The sequence below is a fragment of the Streptantibioticus cattleyicolor NRRL 8057 = DSM 46488 genome, from assembly GCF_000240165.1.
Lineage (GTDB): Bacteria > Actinomycetota > Actinomycetes > Streptomycetales > Streptomycetaceae > Streptantibioticus > Streptantibioticus cattleyicolor.
This window is the reverse complement of sequence record NC_017586.1, coordinates 2,680,735-2,703,450: the sequence shown is the minus strand read 5'-3', so window position 1 is coordinate 2,703,450 and position 22,716 is coordinate 2,680,735. Positions and strand designations below refer to the sequence as shown.

The following is a 22,716-nucleotide window of genomic DNA, read 5'->3' as shown; positions in this document are numbered from 1 at the left end:
CGTGGACACCTTTGTACTCGTCGTCGTCATCGGCGTCGCGCTCTTCTTCACGTACACCAACGGCTTCCACGACTCCGCGAACGCGATCGCCACCTCCATCTCCACCCGGGCGCTGACCCCCAAGGCGGCGCTGGCCATGGCGGCGGTGATGAACCTCGCCGGTGCCTTCCTGGGCAGCGGGGTGGCCCAGACGGTCAGCAAGGGGCTGATCGCCACACCGGCCGGCGGCCACGGCATGGCGATCCTGTTCGCGGCGCTGGTCGGGGCGATCGTCTGGAACCTGACGACCTGGTACTTCGGCCTGCCGTCCTCCTCCAGCCACGCGCTCTTCGGCGGTCTGGTGGGCGCCGCGCTCGCCGGTTCGGTCACCGTGCACTGGAGCGGTGTGCTGGACAAGATCATCATCCCGATGGTGCTCTCGCCGGTGGTCGGCCTGATCGTCGGCTACCTGGTGATGGTGGTGATCCTGTGGATCTTCCGCCGGGTCAACCCGCACAAGGCCAAGCGCGGTTTCCGGGCCGCGCAGACCGTCTCGGCCGCCGCGATGGCGCTCGGCCACGGCCTCCAGGACGCCCAGAAGACCATGGGTGTGGTGGTGATGGCGCTCACCATCTCCGGCACCCAGTCCGGCAACTCCATCCCGATCTGGGTCAAGATCGTCACCGCGCTGATGCTCTCGCTGGGCACCTACGCGGGCGGCTGGCGGATCATGCGGACCCTCGGCCGCAAGATCATCGAGCTGGACCCGCCGCAGGGCTTCGCCTCCGAGACCACCTCGGCCGCGATCCTCTACATCACCTCGTACATCTTCAAGGCGCCGATCTCCACCACCCACGTCATCACCTCGTCGATCATGGGCGTGGGCGCCACCAAGCGGGTCAAGGCGGTCCGCTGGGGGGTCGCCAAGAACATCGTGCTGGGCTGGTTCATCACCATGCCGGCCGCCGCCGCGGTGGCCGCGGTGGTCTACGGGATCGTGGACCTGGCGGTCTGACCCCGCCCGCGGATCGCGCGCGAGGACGAGTACGGGCCCGCCCCCGACCGGGGGGCGGGCCCGTCGCCTGTGCGGTGGCACCGCCATGCAGCACCGCACAGGCGGTCGGGTCCGGCCGCAGCGTGCTCAGCCGAAGCGGCCCGAGATGTAGTCCTCGGTGGCCTGCACCGAGGGGTTGGAGAAGATCCGCTCGGTGTCGTCGATCTCGACCAGCTTGCCGGGCTGCCCGACCCCGGCCAGGTTGAAGAAGGCGGTGCGGTCCGAGACCCGCGCCGCCTGCTGCATGTTGTGGGTGACGATGACGATCGTGAACCGTTCCTTCAGCTCGCCGATGAGGTCCTCGATGGCGAGCGTGGAGATCGGGTCCAGCGCCGAGCACGGCTCGTCCATCAGCAGCACCTGCGGCTCCACCGCGATGGCCCGGGCGATGCACAGCCGCTGCTGCTGACCGCCGGAGAGCCCCGCGCCCGGCTTGTTCAGCCGGTCCTTGACCTCGTTCCACAGGTTGGCGCCGCGCAGCGACTTCTCCACTATCTCGTCGAGGTTCTTGCGTCCCTTGGCGGCCCCGTTGAGGCGCAGGCCGGCCGCGACGTTCTCGTAGATCGACATGGTGGGGAACGGGTTGGGGCGCTGGAAGACCATGCCGACGGTGCGCCGGACCGAGACCGGGTCGACGTCGCTGCCGTACAGGTCCTCGTCGTCCAGGAGGACCTTGCCCTCGACCCGGCCGCCGGGGGTGACCTCGTGCATGCGGTTCAGGGTGCGCAGGAAGGTCGACTTGCCGCAGCCGGAGGGGCCGATGAAGGCGGTCACGGAACGCGGCTCGACGGTCATCGAGATGTCGTCGATGGCCTTGTGGCCGCCGTAGTACGCGGAGAGGCCGCTGACGTCGATGCGCTTGGCCATGGGGATCACTTCTCTTCGGGGTCGGGTGGCTCAGCGGCCGGCTGTTTTGGGGGCCTTCCAGCGGGCGATGCCGCGGGCCACCAGGTTGAGGATCATCACGAAGGCGATCAGCACCAGGGCCGCCGCCCAGGCCCGGTCGAACGAGGCGTCGTTGCCGTTGGCGTACTGCTCGTAGACGTAGTACGGCAACGACGACTGGGCGCCGTTGAACGGGTCGTTGTTGATCAGCTGGTTGCCGAAGACCAGCAGCAGCACCGGGGCGGTCTCGCCGGCGATGCGGGCCACCGCCAGCATCACGCCGGTCAGGATGCCGCCGACGGAGGTGGGCAGGACCACCTTGAGGATGGTGCGCCACTTGGGCACGCCCAGCGCCAGCGACGCCTCCCGCAGCTCGTTCGGGACGAGCTTGAGCATCTCCTCGGTGGAGCGGACGATCACCGGCATCATCAGGATCGCCAGCGCCAGCGAACCGGCGAAGCCGGAGTAGCCGAACCCCAGGATGATGATCCAGAAGGCCAGGATGAACAGGCCGGCCACGATGGACGGGATGCCGGTCATCACGTCCACGAAGAAGGTGACCCACTTCGCCAGCCGGCCGCGTCCGTACTCGACCAGGTAGACGGCGGTGAGCAGACCGACCGGCACCGCCATGACCGAGGCCAGCGCCACCTGTTCCAGGGTGCCGATGACGGCGTGGTAGACGCCACCGCCGGGCTGGGTGGTGACCACGCCGGCCATGGAGTGGCCCAGGAAGTATCCGTCGAGGACCTTCACGCCCTTGCTGATGGTGGTCTGCACCAGCGAGTACAGCGGTACCACGGCCAGGATGAAGCAGGCCCACACGGCGCTGGTGGCGACCCGGTCGCGCGCCTGCCGGCGGCCTTCGACGCGGGCGGTGACCAGGTAGGTGCCGGCCACGAAGAGCGCCAGCGCGATCAGCCCCCACTGGACGTGGCTGGTGAGCCCGGCGGCGAGCCCGATGACCACCGCGAGGACGATGGCGGCCACCGCGATCCCGGCCGGGGCCCAGCGGGGCAGCCGGCGCTGGGAGAGCAGCGAGTGGGCGGGCGCCGTGGCCCGGCGTTCGGTGACGGCGGCGCTCACGCGGCGGCTCCCGAGTACTCCCGGCGCCGGGCGATGATCAGCCGGGCGGCACCGTTGACCAGCAGGGTGATCACGAACAGGACGAGACCGGAGGCGATCAGCGCGTCCCGGCCGAAGTCGCCGGCCTCGCTGAACTTGGCGGCGATGTTCTGCGCGAAGGTGCCGCCGGCCGGGTCGAGCAGGCGCAGGGTGAGCACCGGGGAGGCGGAGAGCACGGTGGCCACCGCCATCGTCTCGCCCAGCGCCCGGCCCAGGCCCAGCATGGAGGCGGAGATGATCCCGGAGCGGGCGAACGGCAGCACCGCGGTGCGGACCACCTCCCAGCGGGTGGCGCCCAGCGCCAGCGCGGCCTCCTCGTGTGCCCGGGGCACCTGGCGGAAGACCTCACGGCTGACGTTGGTGATGATCGGCACGATCATGATGGCCAGCAGCACGCCGACGGTGAACAGCGAACGGGCCGCGCTCGCCGGGTCGGACTTGTGGAAGACGCCGGTCCACCCCAGGTAGTCGTTGAGCCACAGGTTGAGCCCTTGGAGGTGCGGCACCAGGAAGAGCGCGCCCCACAGGCCGTAGACGATGCTGGGCACCGCGGCGAGCAGGTCGATCAGGTAGGCCAGCGGCGTGGTCAGCCGGCGCGGCGCGTAGTGCGTGATGAACAGCGCGATGCCCACCGAGACCGGCACCGCGATGATCATGGCGATCACCGAGCTGACCACCGTGCCGTAGGCGAGCACGGCGATGCCGAAGACCGGCGGGTTGGCGTTGGCGTTCCACTCGTAGGTGGTCAGGAAGTTGCCGTGGTCCAGGGATATCGCGTGGACCGCGCGGACGGTGAGGAAGACCGCGATGGCGGCCATCAGGGCCAGCAGCAGGATGCCGGAGCCCCGGGAGAGCCCGAGGAAGATCCGGTCGCCCGGGCGGGTGCGGCCCGGCTGCCGGGCCGGTGGCGGAAGGGTGTCGGTCGGTGAGGTGTCCATCGAGCTCAGCTCCGGTCTGGCGGGGTGACGGCCCCTGTGGCGGTGCACCGGATAGGTGGCGGCGGCCGGCCCGCGCGGGTGGCGGGCCGGCCGCGGTGGGTCAGGAGAGCGCGGAGACGGCGGTGCGCACCTTGGTGGCGATCTCGGCGGGCAGCGGCGCGTAGCCCTGGCCGCTCAGCCCCTTCTGGCCGTCGTCGCTCGCCAGGTAGGACAGGAACGCCTTGGTGGCGTCCAGCGTCTCCGGCTTGTTGCCCTTGTCGCAGGCGATCTCGTAGGTGACCAGGACGATCGGGTAGGCGCCGTCGGTCTTGGTGGCGTAGTTGAGCTTGAGCGCCAGGTCGTTGCCGGTGCCGGTGATCTTGGCGTCGGCGATCGCCTTGGAGGCGGCGTCGGAGGAGGCCTCGACCGGGGCGGCGGCGCCGGTAGCGATCTTGACGGTGGGGATGTTGCTGGCGGTGGCGTAGGACAGCTCGAAGTAGCCGATGGCGCCCGCGGTCTGCTTGACCTGGGAGGCCACGCCGGAGGACTGCGGCGCCGACTGGCCGCCCTTGGCCTGCCACGCCTTGCCGCCGCTGTAGGACCAGTCGGCCGGGGCGGCGCCCTTGAGGTACTTGGTGAAGTTGTCGGTGGTGCCGGACTCGTCGGAGCGGTGGAACGCCTGGATCGAGGTGGACGGCAGCTTGGCGTTGGGGTTGAGCTTCTTGATCTCCGGGGCGTCCCACTTGGTGATCTTGGAGTCGAAGATCTTCGCCAGGGTGGGCGCGTCGAGCACCAGGTTGTCCACGCCCGGCACGTTGTAGCCGACCGCGATCGGGCCGCCGACCATCGGCAGGTCGATGGCCTCGCCGCCCTTGCAGACGGACTTGGACTTGGCGACCTCCTCGGGCTTGAGCGCCGAGTCGGAGCCGGCGAAGGCGGTGCTGCCCTGGAGGAACTCGGTGACGCCGGCGCCGGAACCGGTCGCCTTGTAGTTGATCTGGGTGCCGGTACAGCTCTGCATGTAGTTCTTGACCCAGACGTCCATGGCGTTCTTCTGCGCCGTGGAGCCGGAGGCGAGCAGGTTGCCCTTGCCACCGCACTTGATGTTGCCGGCGGCGTTGTTCGACGCCTGACCGGACGGCGAGGAGCTGCCGGAGTTGTTGTCCGAGCCGCAGGCCGTCAGGACCAGGGCGCCGGAGAGAGCCGCCGCGCCGACAGCCAGGGCCCGCAGGCCGCTCTTCCGCTGAAGCTTCACCTTCGAGTGTTCCTTCCTGGAGCCCGCCGGCACCCGGCGAAGCAAGGTTGTGGTGCTGCTCACCACCGGCGTGGCCGGACGTGGCCGCCACCGGTCGTCCCGGTGGCGCGCGTCCACCGGCACGGCCGAAATTAGACAGAACAGGTGAAGTGGCCGACGGGGAACGGTGAACGCGGAGTGAACCTCGCCCGTCGGTGTGGCGTACGACGACGGCGCGGCAGCACTGGTTCAGACGATGCCGCTCAGCGTACGCAGCGCCGCGTCCAGCAGCGGCCGGTCACGGTCGTGGGTGAGCCGCAGGCGGGCCATGGCCGGCGGCAGCCAGCGCATCCGGTCGACCTCGCGGCCGGGGACGAACTCCCCGCCGGCCGCCTCGGCCACCCAGTAGCGCACCTCCTTGGGGCGCGCGCCCACCAGGTAGCGGCAAGGCGGCAGTTCGGGGCCGAGCACGCACGCCATCCCGGTCTCCTCGGCGACCTCCCGCACCGCCGCCTCGGCCGCCGACTCCCCGCGCTTGAGCTTGCCCTTGGGCAGCGACCAGTCGTCGTACCGGGGCCGGTGGATCACCGCGATCTCCAGCGCGCCCCCGTACGGCGGGCGGCGCCACAGCACGGCACCGGCGGCGTGGATCGGGGAGCTCTTGGGCAACGGGTTCTCTTCCGGGCGGTGGTCAGGGGGCGGTGACCGCCTCCGGGAACGGGACCGCCACACTCTGCCAGATCCGGCCGAACGCGTGCCGGGCGGCCTCCACCTCGGCGCGCTGGTCGGCGTGGAGCACCCCGAGCGCGTAGGCGGTGGCCGGGGTGATCCGCGGGGTACGGGCCGCCGTGGCCGCGGCGGAGGCGGCGTCGGCGGCCTCCCGGTGGCGTTCCAGCGCCCGCCAGGCGGCGTGCAGCCGGTTCGCCTCCGGGGCCCCGGGCAGCAGCGGGTCGACCACCTCCAGCGCGTACCGGCACAGCCGCGCCTGGGCCCGTACCCGGTGCCAGGGGGCGTCCTGCTGGTCGGCGGCGGCCGGGTCGGCGAGGGCGCCGTGGGTGGCGTGGGCGTTGTAGGCGCGCCCGGCGGCGGACAGCGGCAGCGCGGCGGCGGCCTCGGTCAGCCGCTGGTGGGCCCGTTCCGCCAGCGGCAGCAGCACCGGCCCGGCCGGACCGCCGGCGGCCGGGACGAGCGGCAACTCCGAGGCGAGCAGCGCCACATGGTCGGCGACCGCGTGGAACCGGGCCGAGCCGAACGCCTGGAGCGTCGCCGAGTGGGCGCGGGTCCGGGCCAGCGTCAACTGCCGTTCCAGCAGCGCCCCGGCGCGGGCCGCGCCGACCGCGACCGGCCCCCGCCCGGCCGCCGGGTCCGCGGCGTCCCCGTCGGCCAGCCGGTGCAACGCGGCCGTCAGCCGGGCGAGTTGGCCGCCGTACCGGTGTTCCCGGGCGAGCAGCGTGCTCAGCCAGCGCAGTTCGCCGCGGAGCGTCTCCGCCCAGCCGGGGTCCACCAGCGCCTCGTAGGTGTGCAGCGCGGCGCTGATTCTGCGGGCCGAGCCGCGCAGCAGCGCGATCGCCGCCTGCTCGTCCTCGCCGCGCAGCCGCAGCGCGCGCAGGAACTCGGCGGCGTGGTCGCCCAGGTGCCCGGCGAGCACGCCGCCCGCGGTGGTCTCCGGCGGCGCCGGGAGCCGCGCGCTGTCAGGGTGTCGCTGGGCCACGCCGGCGCCTCCGCGCGTCGATGAGCATTTCCTGTACGTGCCGCAGCGGGCGGCCCTCCGGGTCGGTGGCGTGCCGGGTCCAGTTGCCGTCCGGGCCCAGGTGCCAGGAGGCGGTGGCGTCCGACATGCCGGTCTCCAGCAGCCGGTTGAGGGTGGCCCGGTGCGCCGGGTCGGTCACCCGCACCAGCGTCTCGATGCGGCGGTCGAGGTTGCGGTGCATCATGTCGGCGCTGCCCAGCCAGACCTCCGGTTCGCCGCCGCCGCCGAAGACGAAGACCCGGGAGTGCTCCAGGAAGCGGCCGAGGACGCTGCGCACCCGGATGTTCTCCGACAGCCCCGGCACCCCCGGCCGGATCGCGCAGATCCCGCGCACCCACACGTCCACCGGCACCCCCGCCCGGGAGGCCCGGTAGAGCGCGTCGATGACGGCCTCGTCCACGATGGAGTTGACCTTGAGGCGGACGAACGCGGGGTGGCCGGCCCGGTGGTGGGTGATCTCCTTGGTGATCCGGGAGACCAGTCCGTCGCGCAGCGACCGGGGGGCCACCAGCAGCCTGCGGTAGGACTCCCGGCGCGAGTACCCCGACAACCGGTTGAACAGGTCGGACAGATCGGCGCCCACCTGCGGGTCGGAGGTGAGCAGCCCGAGGTCCTCGTAGAGCCGGGCGGTCTTGGGGTGGTAGTTGCCGGTGCCGACGTGGCTGTAGCGGCGCAGGGTGTCGCCCTCCTGCCGGACCACCAGCGACAGCTTGCAGTGCGTCTTGAGGCCGACGAGCCCGTAGACCACGTGGCAGCCGGACTCCTCCAGCTTGCGCGCCCACTTGATGTTGGCCTGCTCGTCGAAGCGGGCCTTGATCTCCACCAGCACCAGCACCTGCTTGCCCGACTCGGCCGCGTCGACCAGCGCGTCCACGATCGGGGAGGTCTCCGAGGTGCGGTAGAGCGTCTGCTTGATCGCCAGCACGTCCGGGTCGGCCGCCGCCTGCTCCAGGAACGACTGCACGGAGGTGGAGAACGAGTCGTACGGGTGGTGCAGCAGCACGTCGCGTTCGCGCAGCGCGGCGAAGATGTCCGGCGGCGAGGCCGACTCCACCTCGGCCAGGTCGCGGTGGGTGCCGGCCACGAACGTGGGGTACTTCAGCTCCGGCCGGTCCAGCGCGGCGATGCCGAAGAGCCCGGTCAGGTCGAGCGGTCCGGGCAGCGGGTAGACCTCGGCGTCGGAGACCTTCAGCTCGCGCACCAGCAGGTCGAGGACGTACGGGTCGATGGACTCCTCGACCTCCAGCCGCACCGGGGGGCCGAAGCGACGCCGGGTCAGCTCCTTCTCCAGCGCCTGGAGCAGGTTCTCCGCGTCGTCCTCCTCGACCTCCAGGTCCTCGTTGCGGGTGACCCGGAAGGCGTGGTGGGCCAGCACCTCCATGCCGGGGAAGAGCTCTTCGAGGTGGGCCGCGATCACGTCCTCCAGCGGCACGTACCGCTGGGCGCCGGCCTCCAGGAAACGCGGCAGCAGCGGCGGCACCTTCACCCGGGCGAAGTGCTGGTGGCCGCTGACCGGGTTGCGCACCACCACCGCGAGGTTGAGCGAGAGCCCCGATATGTACGGGAACGGGTGCGCCGGGTCCACCGCCAGCGGCGTCAGCACCGGGAAGATCCGCCGCCGGAACAGCGTGAACAGCCGGGCCTGCTCCTTCTCCGTCAGCTCCTGCCAGCGCATGAGGTGGATGCCCTCGGCGGCCAGTTCGGGGGCGACGTCGTTCTGGAAGCAGGCGGCGTGCCGGGCCATGAGTTCCCGGGAGCGGTTCCAGATCAGCTCCAGCACCTCGCGCGGCTGGAGGCCGGAGGCGGAACGGGTGGCGACCCCGGTGGCGATCCGCCGCTTGAGCCCGGCGACCCGGACCATGAAGAACTCGTCGAGGTTCCCGGCGAAGATCGCCAGGAAGTTGGCCCGTTCCAGCAGCGGGGTGGCCGGGTCCTCGGCCAGCTCCAGCACCCGTTCGTTGAACGCCAGCCAGCTGCGCTCGCGGTCCAGGAAGCGGCCCTGCGGCAGCTCCGCGTCGTCGGCCCGCGGCGGCTCGTCCGCGTCGCCGTCGAGATCGGGCACCCCGAGCACCCGGGCGTGGTCGGCCGGGGACTCCACGGCGTGGGGATTGGTCGCAGACATCAGGCCGACACCCTCCTCCGCATCCGGCTGTGCACCCGGTTCCCCCATTCTCCTGCGCCAACGACCCGGACGCCGATCGGCTCGATGGTCGCAAGCGAGTTTGAATCGCGGGTAACGGGGACGTGGCGGCCAGGAAAGCGGCGGGCTGCGGCGCGGGGCCCCGGTCAGGCGCCGTGGACCAGGTCGGCGGGGGTGCGCCGGGGCCGGCTGCCGTATCCGGGGCTGGACCGGCGCCGGGGGTAGTAGCCGGGGTTGTACCGCTCGGCGAGGCTCGGTTCGCCGCGCAGCCGCTGCCGTTCACCCTTCCACGTGGCCGCGACCGCGCAGCCGACGGCGACAACCACGCAGGCCCCGGTCAGGCCGGGGAGGGCGGGGCCGACGTGCGTGCGGTCCCCGAGCGCGGGGGGCACCAGGCCGCCCGGGTCGGTGGTGACGGTGACGGTGTCGCCGGGGCGTTCCCGGTCGCAGCGCACCGGCAGCGCCAGCGGGGTGCCGTCGGGCAGCCGCAGCCGGCAGTCGGTCCAGCTGGTGCCCCGGATGTCGGTGCGCCCCTCGGCGTCGGTCACGGTGGCCCGGGCGACCGTGCCCCGCCCGGCGAGTACGGCGTCGCCCAGCGTGACCCCGCCGACGAAGACGGCCGTCAGCGCGGCGGCCAGGAAGAGCATCACCTGGCCCGCCGAGCCGTGCAGCCAGTACAGCACCGCGGTCATCGCCGCCGAGGCCACCAGCACCCCGGGCACCAGGTCGAGGATGGCCCAGGTGCCCGTCCAGCTCGCGTGCGCCCACTGCACCCAGCAGGCCCCCACCCCGATCGCGGTCGCCGCCACCACGACCCCGCACCTGGCCCAGGCGGCCCCCCGCCCCGGCCCTCCCAGCCGCCCCCGCTCCCAGATCCGCGCCCCGCTCACACGCCCGCCGCGGCCGGCGTTTCGGGTTCCGGTCGTGGTCACAGGTCACCTGGTTCGGGTAGTGCGGGGGTGCCGGCGGCGTCGAGGTAGAACGTGAGGGTCTGCTTCGGGCCGCGCGACAGCGGTACGTCGATCTCCACGGAGAGGATGCCGCTGGGCAGTTTGACCAGGCGCGGCGGTTCGGTGACCGGCAGCACCGGCCCGAAGGACTTGGCCACCTCCAGCGGGGGCGCGGCGACCAGCTCGGCGATCTTGCGCCGCTGGGCCTCGGTCAGCTCGCTCATGTCGGCCTGGTGGTGGCGCCGGGTGAGGGCGCCGACGAACTTGCCGACCCGGTCCGGGCCACCGGCGCTGAGTCGGACCCAGGAGCCGTCTTCGAAGACGAGCTGGAAGTCCCCGTGATTCTCGCTGAACGGCTTGGCCACCGCGTCGGCCACGACATCCGCCGGCGCCTCCCACAACACCTCTGCCTGGGCGTGCACGTCCGGCCCGTTCCCGAGGATGAGCAGCCGCTGGTCCGTGACGACCAGGTCGGTGCGGTACTGCCTTGAACGCCGACGCGGGTCGAGCTGCCACGGCAGGGTACGGGCCAGCGTGCCGGGGGCCGCCCACATCACGGGGAAGTCCTCGACCTCGTCGGCCGGGTCCTGCGGCTCCCCGCGCCCACCCTCGATCTTGTTACCGAAGAGCGGGCCGTTGGACCCGAGGAAGTGGAGCGCCACGTCGATGACGAACGGAATGCCCTTGGCCAGCCCGCGGGCGCCGCGTGCCGCGGTCTGCTCGGCCTTGCTGTGCGGTTCGAACCGCGGGCCGGGTGGCCAGCCGGTCACCTCCACCTGGATGTCCCGGCGTTGTGTGTCGCGGAACCACCGCATCCCGCTGACCGGGTCCGCGAAACCTGTCGCGAACGAGATCCGGGACCGCAGAAGCGAGGTCTCACCGGCGTTGGGATACCAGTCCATGGGGATATGACCTCGTTCCAGCCTGCTGTGATCGGGCGAGTGGGGTTCCTGGCGGGTCAGCGCCGGAACGCCTCCAGGTGTTTGCACAGTGTGGCGCCGTTGGCCAGCCGCACCCACGACCCGTCCGTGAAGTGAATGCGCAGATCCTCTCCGTCGGCGCCTCCGAACGGACGCACCTCGGCATGGGCGATGAGGCTGCGCGGCACCTGCCACAGCACTTCCTCGCCCTCGACGGCGTCCTTTCCACCGGGACGCCCGACCACGACGATGCGACGGTCGGTGACCACCAGCAAGGTCCGGTAACGGGGCGGCCGTCGGGACGGATCGAGCTGCCACGGCGCGTCCCGCGCGACCGTGCCCGGATCGGCCCACATGACGACGAGGTCGTCCACCTCGTTCGGGGTGTCCCGTTCGTCCGGAGAGGTCGTCCTCCGGCCGGACGAGGGCCCCGCGAGCCCTGTGAGCACTTCCCCCACGAGTTCGGCCAGGAACTTCCCGGTCTGCTTCGTCACCGAAACAGCAGGGTTGTCCATACGCCGCGGAGGCCAGCCCGGCAGATGAGGCTCGATGTCGGTCCGTCTGAAATCCCGGTAGGACCGGTGATCGGCTCGCCCGAAACGGTCCCTCGAGCTGAAGAAAACGGGCTGCTGACCCAGCACCACTTCCTCGGGTCCCGTGTACTCAGCCATCCGCATTCTCCGCATCCTGCTCCGGGAAGGCGACCGACCGCATGATCTCGCTCATCATTGTGGAAAAGTCCTCCCAGTGCTGCATGGCGGGTGTCTCCATGGTGAACACCGCGAGATAGGGACCGGTCGGGAAGGGCACCATGACCTGCAATTGCCTGGTACGCACCACCGTGTCCTCGCCGGTCGTCGTCGCCCTCGCGTCCACGGTGATTTCCCGGCCGCTGACAGCGAGGACGGCGGGTCCGCACGGCAGGTCCAGACGCTGCACTTCGGCTTCCGATGTCCTGGACAGTATCTCGCAGATGCCGTCTGCGGCGGTCTCGGGGGAAGCGTGCCCGGAGACGGTGGCGGCGACTGTGAGGCTGCACTGGCCCACGTTGCCGTCACCTACGTCGAAGAACCCCACGGCAGCGAACGACAGTTCGGCGTCGAGCATCATTTCGACCGTGTCGGAGTACACACCGGCGAAGCCGGCCCACAAGGTTTCGTTCCCTCTCGGGAAGATCTCTCTTACCAAAGCCGATACAGCGGCCTCGCGTTCGGCCCCCTCGGTGCCGAGGGGCAACGGATGGAAGCCGGCGGGAAGTGCGAGAAGGAGTGGCGGCAGGTCTGCCGCGGTCAGTTCGTGTTCGGTCGTGGCCGTGGTGTCCATGGCCATCACACCGATGCGGCCCAGGCAAACGCTTTCGATGCCACCTTGAAATCCTGGACTGCGATCGGATTGGACTTCTCGACGGTTTTCCAGTCCTTGATGAGTTCGCGAGGCGCGGTGATGGCGTGGGTAGCGATCTTGATTCCGCCGTCCACTGCCCGCGAGGCGGTCGACATCGCCTTGAATTCGTAACCCGCGAGTTTCCGGCTGATGGGGTTGATGAGCTTCGTTCCGACCAGTTGGTTCTCACGCATGAACTGAAGCTGACCCTCGACAGCTGTGCGTGCGCGGTTGCCCAGGCCTTCTCCCTTGATGAAGTCGCTCTCGACCGACTTGCCGAACAGTTTGAAGATCCTGCTTTCCTTCGTCACGGCCTTGAACCCCGTGCCGCCCAACTCGGCCACACGTTCCGCGGCCGAAGCGCCCTTCGCCATCTTGGCGCCCATGGTGAGACCCTTCACGCCGGGCAGTACGCCCAGCGTGTCCAAGGCGAGCGTGGACCACGACACATCCGCTCCGCCCGCTTTCGCCAGCGCGTGCGCGCCCAGCGCACCAAGGCCGACACCGAGGGCCAGGCCGGCGAAAACGGCCCCGATCGGCTCGAAGGGAGCGGTGAAGATCGCGATCGCCCCCAACACCGCCGAGATGGTGCCCAGGACGTCACCGATCATCTTGATCAGCTCTGCGTGTTCCTTCACCCAGTGCGTGGTCGCCTCCCAGGCGCTCTCGACACCGTGCAGGATGCTGTGGAGCAGCCCCGGTTTTGCCGGCGAGATGTGGCCGGCCGATACGAGTTGGTCCGCGATGGCCTTGGCTGCCTGCCGATAAGCGTGCTCCAGGTCGAGTACCCGCTGCTTGAGGCTGTTCAGAGCGTCCTTGGCAGCGGTGACCGCGGCTTCCTTCTGCTTGTCCGGATGGTCGCTGCCGGACGGCGAAGGGTTCGGGGCGGGGCTCGGTGTGCGGGCTGCCTTGTTGGCGGCGTCCAAGACGTTTTGATGGCTGGCGACCTGGCGGTCCAGTGCGTCTGCCTCGTCCTGGAAGCCCTGGAGGCGGCTGGCCCACTTGGACATCGCGTTCGAGGCGCCGGCGAATGACTGCTGGGCTTTGACGATCAGCGGCTGAACGTCGTGGGAGACGTGGTCACGGAAGGCGAGCGCCGACTTGCCTTTCCACTGGCCGATGTCGATCAGCGCCAGTTCGCCCACGGCTGTGCTCAGGTCGGATGCTAAGGAGTCCAACTGACGGGCCAGGCTGCGGGTCTCCTCGACGTTGCCCGGGGTCGGATCGTGACCCACCAGGGCTCGGAGGTTGGGGCGTTCACCGGCCACGTTACTTCCACCCGGAATTCTGAAGTGTGCCGACCGGCTCGGCACCGGCCGGGCCCGGACCCGGCTGCTCGGTGTCGTCCTCCGGCTCGGGCTCGAAGCTGATCGAGCCGACGGTGGCGAACATCATGGTGCAGAACTCGTCCCAGTACTTCAGCATCGGCGTGTTCAGCGTGAAGACCGCGGTGAAGGGGCCGGTGGGGAAGGGGACGAAGACCTGGATCTGGCCGGAGGTCAGGTGGGTTTCCTGGCCGTCGGCGGTCATCTCCGGGGCCAGTGGCATCTGGTGGGCGGTGAGGCAGGCGACGGCGGGGCCGGAGGGCAGGTCGACCCATTGCACCTGGTTGAGGGGGTCGTTGGCGAGGACGACCTGGATGCCGTTGGCGGCGACCTCGGGGTCGGTGTGGTCGGAGGGGAACGCCAGCACCGAGAAGGAGCACTGGGCGACGCCCTCCTCGCTGCTGAAGAGGCCGATCGCGGAGTATTCCAGGCCGGCGCTCTCCATCAGTTCGCCGACGGCCGCGTAATAGGGCGCGGCCGGGGTCCACAGGGCCTCGTCGCCGTTGGGGTACAGCTCGCGGACGAACTGGGCGGCCAGTTCGTCGCGCTCCTCCTCGGTGGCGGCGATCGGCAGGCTGTGGAAGCCGGTGGGGACGGTGAAGCGGATGGGCGGCAGCGCGCCGCTCGTGTTCTCGGGCGCGACGGTCGTGGTCACAGGTCACCTGGCTTGGGTAGTGCGGGGGTGCCGGCGGCGTCGAGGTAGAACGTGAGGGTCTGCTTCGGGCCGCGCGACAGCGGTACGTCGATCTCCACGGAGAGGATGCCGCTGGGCAGTTTGACCAGGCGCGGCGGTTCGGTGACCGGCAGCACCGGCCCGAAGGACTTGGCCACCTCCAGCGGCGGCGCGGCGACCAGTTCGGCCACCTTGCGCCGCTGGGCCTCGGTCAGCTCGGTGTCGATCGTCCGCTGGTGGCGCCGGGTGAGGGCGCCGGCGATCCGGCCGGCCATCTCGGCCCGGCCCGCGTTCAGCCGTACCCACGAGGTGTCGGTGAAGACGAGCTGGACGTCGGCCTGGTTGTGGCTGAACGGCTTGACCACCGCGTCGGCCACGGCGTCCACCGGGGCCTCCCACAACACGTCGGCCTGGGCGCGGACGTCGGGTCCGACGCCGAGGACCACCAACCGCCGGTCGGTGACGACCAGTTCCGTACGGTGGCGTTCCGGGCGCCGACGCGGGTCGAGCTGCCACGGCAGGGTACGGGCCAACGTGCCGGGGGCCGCCCACATCACGGGGAAGTCCTCGACCTCGTTGGCCGGGTCCTGCGGCTCGCCGCGCGAGGATGCGATCTTGTTGCCGAAAAGCGGGCCGTTCGACCCGAGGAAGTGCAGCGCGGTATCGATGACGAGCGGGATGCCCTTGGCCAGTCCCCGCGCGCCGCGCGCCATGGTCTGCTCGGCCTTGCTGTGCGGCTCGAACTGCGGCCCGGACGGCCAACCGGTCAACTCCGGCTGGATGTCGCGGCGTTGCGGGTCACGGAACCAGCGCATACCGCTGACCGGGTCCGCGAAACCCGTGGCGAACGAGACCTGGCCGCGCAGCAGCGAGGTCTCTCCGGCGGCGGGGTACCAGTCCATGGCTGCTCGTCTCTTCCTACGCGGCGGCCGGCTGGTGCGAACCGCGGTACAGGTGCATCGCCTCGCCGATGTGCTCCGGGATGGACAGGAGCTTCGGCGCGATCTTGACGGTGGCGTCGATGCCGCGGCCCAGGCCGCTCATCGCGTCGATGTTCACCCTGCCGCCGGTGACGAACTTCAGACCGCCGACACCGAGCCTCTGGCCGTACTGGTAGCCGGCCTCGGAGACCAGCTGGAGCCGGTTCATGAAGCCCTCGGCCTTGATCACGCCGCCGGCCTTCAGGCCGCCCAGCGCGATCGACTTGCCCTCCAGGAACCTCATCCCGAGGCTGGGCAGCTTGAACTCCTTGGCAGCGGACACCGCGTCGCCGCCGAGACCGACGATGTTGCGGCCGATGGTGGTGACGCCACGGAAGCCGTTGCCGAGTTCGCCGGCCCGGCCCGCCGCCACCGCGCCGTCGACCACCTTGACGCCCTTGGAGAAGACGCCGATGCCCGGGATCGCGCCGAGCGCGTCGAAGCCGATGCTCATCCAGCCGACGTTGGCCCCGCCCGCCTTGGCCACCAGGTGGCCCACGAGGGCGATCGCGCTGGTGGCCACCGCCGCGCCGGCGAAGATCGCGCCGAGCGGTTCGAAGGGCGCGGTGATGATGGCCAGCATGCCCAGGACGCCGCTGAGGTCGCTGACGAAGTCGCTGATGACCTTGATGAGGTCGGCGTGCTCCTTGACCCAGTCCTTGGTGGCGTCCCACGCCTCCTCCACGCCGTGCGCGATGGAGTGCAGCAGACCGGGCTTCTCGGGGGCGATGTGGCCGGCCTTCTGGAGCCGGTGGCCGATGCGGACGGCCTCGCGGCGGTATTCGCCGTGCAGGTCCTCGGCCTCCTGGCGCAGCGAGTCCAGCGCGTGCTGGGCGCTCTTGTGGGAGTCCTTGAGGTCGTCCTGCTTCTTCTTGGCCGCCGGGTCGGGGTGGTCCCCGCCGGAGGAGTCGCCCTTCAGGGCGTTGAGGGCGTTGCCGGTGCTGGTGACGTCCTGCTGCTTGGCGGCGGCGCGGCGTTCGAGGTCGTCGGCGCGGTGCTGGAAGGCGGCGAGCCGGACGGCCCAGTCCGCCAGCGCGTCGGCGGCGCCGGAGAACGAGTCCTTGGCCTTGCCGATCAGCGGCTGCACGTCGTGCGAGACGTGGTTGCTGAACGCGGTGGCCGCCTTGCCGTGCCAGGCCGTGCAGTCGACGCGGGAGATCTCGTTGTACGTGGTGGTGAGATCGGTGGCTATGTTCGACAGCTGCTTGGCCAGGGTGCGCGTCTCGTCGACGTCACCGGGCGTGGGATCGAAGCCGAGGGCGGGAAACGAACGTGCCATCTCACTTACCCCCGGACTTGTTGAGACTGTTGGCCAGTTCGACGTCGACCTGATCGAACGTCTTGCCGATCTGGTCGATCATCTGCACCGTGCTGTCGGTGTGCTTGCCGATCTGGGTGATGCCGTACTTCCAGTCGTCGGCGAACTCGTGCAGCGCGTCGATGAGATCCGATTCGCCCGCGGCGTGCCCCTCCACGCCGCTGAGCTGGCGGCGCGCGGTGTCCAGCCGGGACGTGATCGTGGTGAATGTCCGTCTGAGATCACTCAGCACCGAACTGGTCACTTTGAGATCGGACACTACTCGACCCTTCCCCGTTACCTGCTTGATCCAGGGGATCACCCTGTCAAAGTGGCGTCACCGATGCCAACTGGAGGTGTGGCGGCGACACGGGTGTTGGACGAAGAGTGTGTGAAAGTCAGACTTCCGTGCGGTACATGAGGTCTGTTTCGTAGGTGGTGAAACCGAGCCGTTCGTACACGCTGACCGCGGGGGCGTTGTCGGCGTCCACGTAGAGCATGGCGGTGGGCAGTCCCCGGTCGTCGGCGAGGTGGCGCAGCCCGATGGCGGTGAGCGCCTTGCCGAGCCCGGTGCCCTGGGCGTCGGGGTGGACGCCGACCACGTAGACCTCGCCGAGGCGTTCGGCGGCGTGCACCTTGGTCCAGTGGAAGCCGGCGATGGCGCCGTCGTCCTCCCGTACCGCCAGGAAGAACCCGGCCGGGTCGAACCACGGCTCGGCCTTGCGGTCGTCCAGGTCGCGCTGGGTGAGCGAGCCCTGCTCGGGGTGGTGGGAGAAGGCGACGGCGTTGACCGCGAGCCAGGCGGCGTCGTCCTCGCCGGGGCGGAAGGCGCGCACGGTGATCCCCCGCGGCAGCCGCGGCTCGGGCAGCGGCTCGCCGGGCAGCGGACGCCGCATCTGGCGCAGTTCACGGAAGAGCGACAGCCCGAGCTGGACGGCGAGGTGCCGGGCCCCGGGGTGGCCGCCGTGCGCCCACACCCGCAGCCGCTTGCCGGAGGCCTCCAGCAGCGCCTGGCCCAGTGCCCGTCCGTGGCCGCGCCCGCGATGGCCCGGGGCCACCACGAACTCCGCGGCCGGCGCCTCCACCGGGTCGGTCTCCTCCAGCTGCCCGTACCCGACCAGCTCGCCGTCGTCGGTGACCAGCAGGTGCCGGATCCCGGGGCGCGGTCCGCCGCGCAGGTTGAGCCGCCCTTGCTCGGAGACGGCCGGCTGCCCGTCCGACACCGCGGCGCGCTCGATCAGCTCCAGCACGTCCCGCGCCACCGGCGGCGGCAGCTCGTCCAGCGTCTCGATCCGGCGGCGGGCGGAGGGCGGCGTCGATGCGGCGGTCATGGCCGAGAGTCTAGGTCGTGCCGCCGGAGGGCCGCCGCCGGTCGGCCGTCAGTCGTGCTCCGCCGGTGGGACCGGCGTCCCCGGCAGGCTGACCACGGCCACCGTGCCGCCGCCCTTCGCCGGGTGGAGCGCGACGGCCCCGCCGAGCTGGGCCACGGTACGGGCCACGATGGACAGTCCGAGGCCGGAACCGGGCAGGCTGCGGGCGGACGGCGACCGCCAGAACCGTTCGAAGACGTGCGGCAGGTCCTCCGCCGGGATTCCCGGACCGTGGTCCCGCACCGTGAACTCCCCACGCCGCAACCGCACTTCCACCGTGCCGCCGGACGGGCTGAACTTCACCGCGTTGTCCAGCAGGTTCACCAGCGCCCGCTCCAGCGACGCCGGTTCGGCCCGTACGTACCAGGGCTCCAGTACCGTCTCCAGCACCAGGTCCGGGCCGCGCAGCCGGGCCCGCCGCACCGCCTGCCCGGCGACCTCGTGCACCGCCACGATCTGGGTGGGCTCGCTGCCCGGGACGGCCTCCGGCCGGGACAGCTCCTGGAGGTCGCCGATGAGCAGCGCCAACTCGGTCATCTGCGCCTTCACCGACGCCATCAGCGCCTTGCGGTCCTCCGCCGGGATCGGCCGGCCGGTCTCCTCGCTGCGGGCCAGCAGCTCGATGTTGGTACGCAGCGAGGTCAGCGGCGTCCGCAGCTCGTGACCGGCGTCGGCGATCAACTGCTGCTGCCGTTCCCGGCTGGACGCCAGCCGCGCGGTCATCGAGTTGAACGCCGTCGTCAGCCGGGCGATCTCGTCCTCGTTCTCGCCCTCCACCGGGATCCGCACGGTCAGGTCCTCGGTACGGGCCACGTGCTCGACCGCGTCGGCGAGCCGGTCCACCGGACGCAGCCCGGCCCGCGCGATCCCGAGCCCCGCCGTCGCCGAGCCCAGCACCCCGACCCCGCCGACCACGGCGAGGATGACGGCGAGCTGGCCCAGCGGGTCGTTGACCTGGGAGAGGGGGGCGGCGACGGAGAGGACGGCGTCGCGCGCGAAGGGGATCGGCCTGGTCACCACGCGCACCGGCGTGCCGCGGGAGTCCTTGGTGTCGTAGGCCACCCACGCCCGCCCGTCGTAGAGCACGTCCACGTCCGCCTTGGTGACCGGCAGGGTGGCCCGGTTGGCGAAGGCGCACACCGTTCCGTCGCCCTGGAGCACCCGCACGGTGTACGGGCTGGGGACGTAGCCGGGGGCCGAGCCGCACACCTGCTGGTAGTCGCGCGGGCCGAACTCCTGCCCCTTGAGCTGGTTGTCCAGTCCGCGCAGCAGCTCGGCCCGGGTGATGAACCAGCACGCGAAGACCGCCGCCGCGACCGCGACCGCCACCGCCAGCGCCGTCAGCAGCGCCAGCCGGGACCGCAGCGGCAGCGAGCGGAACGGCCGTCGTCTCACGGCTTGCTCTCGGGGGCGCGCAGCACGTAGCCGACGCCCCGCACGGTGTGCACCAGCCGGGGCAGGCCGCCGGCCTCGGTCTTGCGGCGCAGGTACATCACGTAGACGTCGAGGGAGTTGCTGCTCGGCTCGAAGTCGAAGCCCCACACGGACTTGAGGATCTGCTCCCGGGTGAGGACCTGGCGGGGGTGGGTGAGGAAGAGTTCCAGCAGGGTGTATTCGGTGCGGGTCAGCTCGACCGGGCGGCCGGCCCGGGTGACCTCCCGGGTGGCCGGGTCCATCCGCAGGTCGGCGAAGGTGAGGGTGGCGTCGGCCGGGGTGCCCGCGGCGACGGCGCGGGCGGCGTACTCGCTGCGCCGCAGCAGCGCCCGCAGCCGGGCCAGCAACTCGTCCAGTTCGAACGGCTTGACCAGGTAGTCGTCGGCGCCGGCGTCGAGTCCGGTGACCCGGTCGCCGACGGTGTCGCGGGCGGTGAGCATGAGGATGGGCGTGGTGACCCCGTTCGCCCGCAGCCGCCGGGCGGTGGTCAGCCCGTCCATGCGGGGCATGAGCACGTCGAGCACGATGGCGTCCGGGCGGTAGCGCTCGACCTGTTCGATGGCGGCGAGGCCGTCGGCGGCCAGCTCGGCGTCGTACCCCTCGAAGACCAGGCTGCGGCGGATCGCCTCGCGCACCGCCGGTTCGTCGTCCACGACCAGGATCCGGGACGGCTGGTCACCGTTGTCGGCGGCGCTCATCACGGGTGTACCTCGGCCTTCTTCGTCCGCTGCTTCCACTGCCGTCACCGTTCAGACTCGCACGGATCGCCGCTTGGCCGCGCCCCGGGCACGGGCCGCCGGGGCGGGAACGGCGGTGGCGAGCGCGAGGCCGAGGCAGGCCGGTCCGGCGTCGGCGCGGCGGTGGCGCACGGCGCGGACGCGCACGGTGACGGGGGGCATCGCGGGTTCCTTCCGGGACGGCTCAGCGGTTGCGGCTCAGCGGTTGTAGGCGATGTGGTGGGCGTCGAGGAACGCCTTGACGGTGTCGACGGGGATGGCGAAGCCGAGCCCGATGCTGCCCGAGGCGCTGCCGGAGGCGGCGGAGCCGGAGGAGCCGGAGGGCGCGTACATCGCGGAGTTGACGCCGATCACCTGGCCGCTCATGTTGAGCAGCGCGCCGCCGGAGTTGCCGGGGTTGAGCGAGGCGTCGGTCTGGATCGCCTTGTAGGTGGTGGTGTCGCCGCCGAGTTGGCCGTTGTACTGGTGGCCGCCGAAGCCGAAGGGCCAGCGGTCGCTGCCGTTGCCGTTGCCGTTGCCGTTGGAGTCGGAGTTGCCGGAGCCGTCCTCCACCGGCACCGTCACGTCCCGGTTGAGCGCGGAGACGACGCCGCTGGTCACCGTGCCGGAGAGCCCTTCGGGGGAGCCGATGGCCACCACCGGGTCGCCGACCGCGAGACCGGCGGAGCTGCCGAGCTGGGCCGCCTTCAGCCCGCTCACCCCGTTGGCCTTGATCACCGCGAGGTCCTTGGACGGGTCGGTGGCGACGACGTTCGCGGTGGCGGTACGGCCGTCGCTGAGCGCGATCTTGACGTTGTCGGCGCCGGCGACGACGTGGTTGTTGGTGAGGATCGTGCCGTCCGCGGTGAGGATCACCCCGGAGCCGATGGACTGGCCGTCGCCGGAGTCCGCGGTGATCTCCACGACGCTGGGGCCGACGGCGGCGGCGACGGCGGCCACGCTGCCGCCCGACTTGGCCGAAACGGGTGCCCCCGCGACGGGCGCCGCCGCGGCCGTGCTGTGCGTGGCCCCGCCGATCAGCGCCGCGGTGCCGCCCCCGACGACCCCCGACGCGATCGCCACCGCCACCAGCAACGCGACCGGCCGCCGCGCCCGCCGCCGCGGTTCCGGCACGGCCGGGTCCTGCCCCGCCGCCCCTGGCTGGTACTCGGGCCGCGGCGGGTACCAGGCGCCCGCCGCGCCACTGCCTGGCTGGGTGCTGTCCTGCATGTCCGGTGTCATGCCAACGACTCTCGCCGCGCTCCATGAGAGTTCCCTGAGCGCCGGCTGAGAAGCCCGACAGAAGTAGGTATGCCCGATATAAAGCCCGCCCCGCCGACCAACTCCCGCCACTTAGCCCCCCGTTACCCCCAGGCCGAATGCGCACGCGTCACGGCGTCGCCCGCCGCGCCCGGCGCCCGGTCGCGCGTGCCCGCGTCAGATGCCATGCGTACGCCGCACGCATCGTGCCCGTCGGAGCGGGCCCGCCGCCGGCGTTGCTGCGTCGCCGCGCGGTACCCCGTACCGGCCCAAGCCCGCCGCAGGCGTACGCGTTACGCGCAGCCGCAGGACCTGCGGACGACCAGCCTCGACGGGAACTGCTTCAGGCGCTCCCGGCGGGAGCCGGCTACCCGGAGGCCGTCGTCGAGGACCAGGTCGACCGCGGCGCGGGCCATGGCTTCTCGGTCGGAGGCGACGGTGGTGAGGGGAGGGTCGGCGAGGGCGGCTTCCTTGACGTCGTCGAAGCCGGCGATGGCGAGTTCGCGGGGGACGTCGATGCCGAGTTCGTGGGCGGCGCGCAGGAGGCCGAGGGCCTGGTCGTCGGTGGAGCAGAAGATCGCCGGGGGGCGGTCGGGGCCGGCGAGGAGGTGGAGGGCGACCTGGTAGGCGTCGTACCGGTTGTATTCCGCGGCGAACAGCCGCCCGTCGGTGGACAGCCCCGCCTCGCGCATCGCCCGCCGCCAGCCCTCGACGTGGTCGGTGACGGGGTCGCCGAACGTCGGCGTCTTCTCGTTGCCGCCCAGGCAGGCCACATAGGGGTGGCCGTGTTCCAGCAGGTGGCGGACGGCGAGCTGGGCGCCGCCGACGTTGTCGGTGACCACCGCGACGTCGTCGATCGCGTCGGGCCTGCGGTGCAGCAGCACCACCCGGGCGTCCCACGCGTCGATCTCCAGCGCCGCGGTCTCGCTCACGCCCTGGCTGATCAGGATCATCCCGGAGACCCGCATGCCGAGGAAGGCCCGCAGGTAGTGCGCCTCGCGCTCGTCCAGGTAGTCGGAGTTGCCGACCAGCACCATCTTGCCGCGGTCGGAGGCGGCCTGCTCCACCGCGTGTGCCATCTCCGCGAAGAACGGCTGGCGCGCGTCGGGGACGATCAGCCCTATCAGGTCGGTACGGCGGCTGGCCATCGCCTGGGCCACCCGGTCCGGCCGGTAGCCGAGCTGTTTGATCGCGGCGAGCACCCGCTCGCGGGTGGCCGGGGCGACCGGCCGGGGTCCGTTGTTGATGACGTAGCTGACGACCGCGGTCGAGGTCCCCGCGAGCCTGGCCACGTCGTCACGCGTCACCTTGGGCACGCGCGTCA

At 71.4% G+C, this 22,716-nt stretch carries 23 protein-coding genes; 1 reads left to right on the top strand and 22 read right to left on the bottom strand.

Translation table 11 applies throughout. From position 1 onward, the window contains the following. Position 1: 1 nt before the first annotated feature. Positions 2 to 994 carry an inorganic phosphate transporter gene (locus SCATT_RS12045; RefSeq protein WP_014143319.1) on the top strand — a complete coding sequence of 331 codons (993 nt, stop codon included), beginning with the start codon at positions 2 to 4 and terminating at the stop codon, positions 992 to 994. 126 nt (positions 995 to 1,120) lie between these two features. On the opposite strand, the gene pstB is transcribed toward SCATT_RS12045, so the two are convergent. The 22 genes from pstB to SCATT_RS11940 form a co-directional block, all read right to left on the bottom strand. Next, positions 1,121 to 1,900 (bottom strand): phosphate ABC transporter ATP-binding protein PstB, encoded by a 780-nt coding sequence (gene pstB / locus SCATT_RS12040; protein ID WP_014143318.1) that lies wholly within the window; start codon positions 1,898 to 1,900, stop codon positions 1,121 to 1,123. Between the two features lie 30 nt (positions 1,901 to 1,930). Next, on the bottom strand, positions 1,931 to 3,004 hold the full coding sequence (gene pstA / locus SCATT_RS12035) for a phosphate ABC transporter permease PstA (protein ID WP_014143317.1): 1,074 nt from the start codon (positions 3,002 to 3,004) through the stop codon (positions 1,931 to 1,933). Next, positions 3,001 to 3,981 carry a phosphate ABC transporter permease subunit PstC gene (pstC, locus tag SCATT_RS12030; RefSeq protein WP_014143316.1) on the bottom strand — a complete coding sequence of 327 codons (981 nt, stop codon included), beginning with the start codon at positions 3,979 to 3,981 and terminating at the stop codon, positions 3,001 to 3,003. Before pstC ends, pstA begins: the two co-directional genes overlap by 4 nt. 100 nt (positions 3,982 to 4,081) lie before the next feature. Further along, positions 4,082 to 5,215 carry a phosphate ABC transporter substrate-binding protein PstS gene (gene pstS, locus SCATT_RS12025; protein WP_014143315.1) on the bottom strand — a complete coding sequence of 378 codons (1,134 nt, stop codon included), beginning with the start codon at positions 5,213 to 5,215 and terminating at the stop codon, positions 4,082 to 4,084. Positions 5,216 to 5,443: 228 nt separating this feature from the next. Further along, positions 5,444 to 5,863: an NUDIX hydrolase gene (locus SCATT_RS12020; RefSeq protein WP_014143314.1), complete on the bottom strand. Its 420-nt coding sequence runs from the start codon at positions 5,861 to 5,863 to the stop codon at positions 5,444 to 5,446. A 22-nt stretch (positions 5,864 to 5,885) separates the two neighbouring features. Continuing rightward, on the bottom strand, positions 5,886 to 6,905 hold the full coding sequence (locus tag SCATT_RS12015; protein WP_014143313.1) for a CHAD domain-containing protein: 1,020 nt from the start codon (positions 6,903 to 6,905) through the stop codon (positions 5,886 to 5,888). Beyond that, positions 6,886 to 9,066 carry an RNA degradosome polyphosphate kinase gene (locus tag SCATT_RS12010; RefSeq protein WP_014143312.1) on the bottom strand — a complete coding sequence of 727 codons (2,181 nt, stop codon included), beginning with the start codon at positions 9,064 to 9,066 and terminating at the stop codon, positions 6,886 to 6,888. The genes SCATT_RS12015 and SCATT_RS12010 overlap by 20 nt, the downstream gene beginning before the upstream one ends. 164 nt (positions 9,067 to 9,230) lie before the next feature. Continuing rightward, positions 9,231 to 9,896 carry a hypothetical protein gene (locus tag SCATT_RS12005; protein WP_014627929.1) on the bottom strand — a complete coding sequence of 222 codons (666 nt, stop codon included), beginning with the start codon at positions 9,894 to 9,896 and terminating at the stop codon, positions 9,231 to 9,233. Between the two features lie 116 nt (positions 9,897 to 10,012). Continuing rightward, positions 10,013 to 10,936, bottom strand: coding sequence for a hypothetical protein (locus SCATT_RS12000; RefSeq protein ID WP_014143310.1), 924 nt, complete (start codon positions 10,934 to 10,936; stop codon positions 10,013 to 10,015). A 56-nt stretch (positions 10,937 to 10,992) separates the two neighbouring features. Further along, complete coding sequence (locus tag SCATT_RS11995; RefSeq protein ID WP_157894828.1) at positions 10,993 to 11,625, bottom strand: hypothetical protein; 633 nt, start codon at positions 11,623 to 11,625, stop codon at positions 10,993 to 10,995. Continuing rightward, positions 11,618 to 12,277 (bottom strand): hypothetical protein, encoded by a 660-nt coding sequence (locus tag SCATT_RS11990; RefSeq protein ID WP_042507643.1) that lies wholly within the window; start codon positions 12,275 to 12,277, stop codon positions 11,618 to 11,620. The genes SCATT_RS11995 and SCATT_RS11990 overlap by 8 nt, the downstream gene beginning before the upstream one ends. A gap of 5 nt (positions 12,278 to 12,282) precedes the next feature. After that, positions 12,283 to 13,605, bottom strand: coding sequence for a putative T7SS-secreted protein (locus SCATT_RS11985; protein WP_014627926.1), 1,323 nt, complete (start codon positions 13,603 to 13,605; stop codon positions 12,283 to 12,285). 1 nt (position 13,606) lies between these two features. Further along, entirely contained in the window at positions 13,607 to 14,317 is a 711-nt protein-coding gene (locus SCATT_RS11980; RefSeq protein WP_014143306.1) for a hypothetical protein, read from the bottom strand. Beyond that, on the bottom strand, positions 14,314 to 15,237 hold the full coding sequence (locus SCATT_RS11975) for a hypothetical protein (RefSeq protein WP_014143305.1): 924 nt from the start codon (positions 15,235 to 15,237) through the stop codon (positions 14,314 to 14,316). Before SCATT_RS11975 ends, SCATT_RS11980 begins: the two co-directional genes overlap by 4 nt. A gap of 16 nt (positions 15,238 to 15,253) precedes the next feature. Next, the gene (locus SCATT_RS11970; protein ID WP_014143304.1) at positions 15,254 to 16,594 is read right to left on the bottom strand and encodes a putative T7SS-secreted protein; all 1,341 of its coding nucleotides are present in this window, start codon (positions 16,592 to 16,594) and stop codon (positions 15,254 to 15,256) included. A 1-nt stretch (position 16,595) separates the two neighbouring features. Then, positions 16,596 to 16,892, bottom strand: a complete 297-nt coding sequence (locus SCATT_RS11965; RefSeq protein ID WP_014143303.1) for a hypothetical protein — start codon at positions 16,890 to 16,892, stop codon at positions 16,596 to 16,598. 118 nt (positions 16,893 to 17,010) lie between these two features. After that, the gene (mshD, locus tag SCATT_RS11960; RefSeq protein WP_014143302.1) at positions 17,011 to 17,943 is read right to left on the bottom strand and encodes a mycothiol synthase; all 933 of its coding nucleotides are present in this window, start codon (positions 17,941 to 17,943) and stop codon (positions 17,011 to 17,013) included. 48 nt (positions 17,944 to 17,991) lie between these two features. After that, positions 17,992 to 19,377: a sensor histidine kinase gene (locus tag SCATT_RS11955; protein ID WP_014143301.1), complete on the bottom strand. Its 1,386-nt coding sequence runs from the start codon at positions 19,375 to 19,377 to the stop codon at positions 17,992 to 17,994. After that, complete coding sequence (locus tag SCATT_RS11950) at positions 19,374 to 20,114, bottom strand: response regulator transcription factor (protein ID WP_041824668.1); 741 nt, start codon at positions 20,112 to 20,114, stop codon at positions 19,374 to 19,376. The genes SCATT_RS11955 and SCATT_RS11950 overlap by 4 nt, the downstream gene beginning before the upstream one ends. Positions 20,115 to 20,165: 51 nt before the next feature. Beyond that, entirely contained in the window at positions 20,166 to 20,315 is a 150-nt protein-coding gene (locus tag SCATT_RS38560) for a hypothetical protein (RefSeq protein ID WP_014627924.1), read from the bottom strand. 36 nt (positions 20,316 to 20,351) lie between these two features. Beyond that, positions 20,352 to 21,374, bottom strand: a complete 1,023-nt coding sequence (locus tag SCATT_RS11945) for a S1C family serine protease (RefSeq protein ID WP_014143299.1) — start codon at positions 21,372 to 21,374, stop codon at positions 20,352 to 20,354. Positions 21,375 to 21,685: 311 nt separating this feature from the next. After that, a complete protein-coding gene (locus SCATT_RS11940) occupies positions 21,686 to 22,708 on the bottom strand; it encodes a LacI family DNA-binding transcriptional regulator (protein WP_014143297.1) in 1,023 nt (340 codons plus the stop codon). Positions 22,709 to 22,716: the final 8 nt, after the last annotated feature.

Coding starts and splice junctions, on each gene's coding strand:
- pstB (WP_014143318.1), bottom strand. CDS start 1,900: ATGGCCAAGCGCATCGACGTCAGCGGCCTCTCCGCGTACTACGGCGGC.
- pstC (WP_014143316.1), bottom strand. CDS start 3,981: ATGGACACCTCACCGACCGACACCCTTCCGCCACCGGCCCGGCAGCCG.
- SCATT_RS12010 (WP_014143312.1), bottom strand. CDS start 9,066: ATGTCTGCGACCAATCCCCACGCCGTGGAGTCCCCGGCCGACCACGCC.
- SCATT_RS12000 (WP_014143310.1), bottom strand. CDS start 10,936: ATGGACTGGTATCCCAACGCCGGTGAGACCTCGCTTCTGCGGTCCCGG.
- SCATT_RS11995 (WP_157894828.1), bottom strand. CDS start 11,625: ATGGCTGAGTACACGGGACCCGAGGAAGTGGTGCTGGGTCAGCAGCCC.
- SCATT_RS11990 (WP_042507643.1), bottom strand. CDS start 12,277: ATGGACACCACGGCCACGACCGAACACGAACTGACCGCGGCAGACCTG.
- SCATT_RS11975 (WP_014143305.1), bottom strand. CDS start 15,237: ATGGACTGGTACCCCGCCGCCGGAGAGACCTCGCTGCTGCGCGGCCAG.
- SCATT_RS11970 (WP_014143304.1), bottom strand. CDS start 16,594: ATGGCACGTTCGTTTCCCGCCCTCGGCTTCGATCCCACGCCCGGTGAC.
- mshD (WP_014143302.1), bottom strand. CDS start 17,943: ATGACCGCCGCATCGACGCCGCCCTCCGCCCGCCGCCGGATCGAGACG.
- SCATT_RS11950 (WP_041824668.1), bottom strand. CDS start 20,114: ATGAGCGCCGCCGACAACGGTGACCAGCCGTCCCGGATCCTGGTCGTG.
- SCATT_RS38560 (WP_014627924.1), bottom strand. CDS start 20,315: ATGCCCCCCGTCACCGTGCGCGTCCGCGCCGTGCGCCACCGCCGCGCC.
- SCATT_RS11945 (WP_014143299.1), bottom strand. CDS start 21,374: ATGACACCGGACATGCAGGACAGCACCCAGCCAGGCAGTGGCGCGGCG.